This is a genomic window from Flavobacterium sp. FPG59, from assembly GCF_002150205.1.
Taxonomy (GTDB): Bacteria; Bacteroidota; Bacteroidia; order Flavobacteriales; family Flavobacteriaceae; genus Flavobacterium.
The window spans coordinates 1-1,949 of sequence record NZ_MTCA01000335.1 but is presented as its reverse complement, the minus strand read 5'-3'; the positions used below and the strand labels follow the sequence as shown (position 1 = coordinate 1,949).

At 30.9% G+C, this 1,949-nt stretch carries 2 protein-coding genes and 1 pseudogene; all 3 read left to right on the top strand.

Annotation, left to right across the window (positions count from 1 at the left end):
* Positions 1-158 precede the first annotated feature (158 nt).
* Positions 159-680, top strand: a complete 522-nt coding sequence (locus FPG59_RS17015; protein WP_369596831.1) for a transposase — start codon at positions 159-161, stop codon at positions 678-680.
* A gap of 13 nt (positions 681-693) precedes the next feature.
* On the top strand, positions 694-972 hold the full coding sequence (locus FPG59_RS17010; RefSeq protein WP_254906723.1) for a transposase: 279 nt from the start codon (positions 694-696) through the stop codon (positions 970-972).
* A 468-nt stretch (positions 973-1,440) separates the two neighbouring features.
* Positions 1,441-1,949: pseudogene (locus FPG59_RS15685) on the top strand (hypothetical protein); the annotation flags it as partial.

Sequence of the window (1,949 nt, the reverse complement as noted above, 5' to 3'; positions counted from 1 at the left end):
ACGCTTTTTTTTGAGTTTTTCATAAATAAAAAAAGTTTATTGAAACGAATTTCAATAAACTTTTGGAAACATCATATTTTATAATGCTTTACAGCATTTTTACCAACTATTTTTGACTATTAAACCTTTTTTCACAAAACTTAGGTAAACATTTATCTATTGACGAAACTTCATTCTCCAATGGGGAACTCTATACTATCTTAACCAACAAAGCAGGTAAAGGGAGAAAAGGAACTATCGTAGCTATGATTGCAGGAACTAAAGCCGATACTATAATTGCTATTCTTGAAAAAATCCCTATCAAGGCACGTAGCCAAGTCACAGAAATTACCCTAGATATGGCAGCAAATATGGGACTCGTTGCTAAGAAATGTTTCCCAAATGCTACGCAAGTTACAGACCGCTTCCATGTTCAAAAACTAGCATTGGATGCTTTACAAGAAATCAGAATCAAATACCGTTGGCAAGCAATCGATCAAGAAAACGAAGCTATAGAAAAAGCTAAAAAAGGCACCAAAAAGTTTGAACCTAAAGTTTTATCTAATGGCGACACACTTAAGCTACTACTAGCTCGCAGCTGCTATTTACTCTACAAAAATAAATCTAAATGGTCCGAAAACCAAATAGAACGTGCCACGCTATTATTTGAATTATATCCCGATATCAAAAAAAGCATATAATATAGCCCAAGAATTGAGAAATATATTTGAGAAATCAACTGATAAAATCATTGGACTATCAAGATTAGCTAAATGGCATGAAAAAGTAAGTCAATCTGGATTTAAGTCTTTCAATACAATCTCAAGATCTATAATTAATTATTACCAAACCATACTGAACTATTTTGATAACAGAAGCACAAACGCATCTGCAGAGTCGTTCAATGCCAAAATAAAAGCGTTTAGAGCTCAATTTAGAGGCGTTAAAAATGCTGCATTTTTACTCTTTAGGCTAACAACTATTTATCCTTAATTTTTCATTCCCCACAGGTTTTGGGATTGATCCAATTTTTTTATAAAAAGCTCTTGATTTTTGTGCAAAAAAAAACTTCTCAATTTCTTGAGAAGTTTTGTGGGCTGTCAGGGACAACAATCGAACTCCTAATACCGATTTTGACTTTTTTTCAAAGGTTATACGTTTGATTTTTTTTTACAAAATTAAGCATTTTATCGAATATTACTTTGAAAAAAAATATCGAGTCCAGCATTTTCTCTTTGTTTATAGATAAGGTGACGCATGACTGTTAGCAGTTCGTACGTATTTACTCAGTTTGTTCAGATGTGCTAGGATTACTTCCCCGTACATTATCTCAAAAGTAATCACAAGTACAAACAATACTATAAAAATCGTCGATAAACTCGTTAAATTTTTCAAGATTATCTGCTCAATATCTAAAAGACTTTCTATAAATTTAATAGAAATTATTATAAAAGGAAGTTTATGGAAACAAAGGAATTTACAAGGAAAGAATTATATGATTTGGTGTGGTCAACATCACTTAGTAAGCTCACATTGCAATATGCTTTTTCAAATGAAGGTTTAAAAAAACTCTGTAAACAATTTGAAATCCCTATGCCTGATAATGGCTATTGGATGAAATTGAAGTTCAATAAAGAAATTGAAAAGCCAAAATTTAATCCACTTTTTGATGGAGAAGATAAAATCATATTAACTATACGAGAAGATGGGAATCTCGTTAACATAGACCAATCTCCACTTACTATAAGAACGAAAGAAATCTTAAGTGATGCTAAATCCCCTTTAATTGTTCCTGAAAAATTAAGTAATCCAGACATTTTAATTCAAAATACTAAAACATTTCACGATAAAAGAAAGAATGATCATTATTATAGGGATGAAAAAATTGATACTGTTTCCATTTATGTAGTCCCAGATAATTATAGTAGAGCTCTAAGAATAATGGATACGTTTATAAAATTACTAAGATA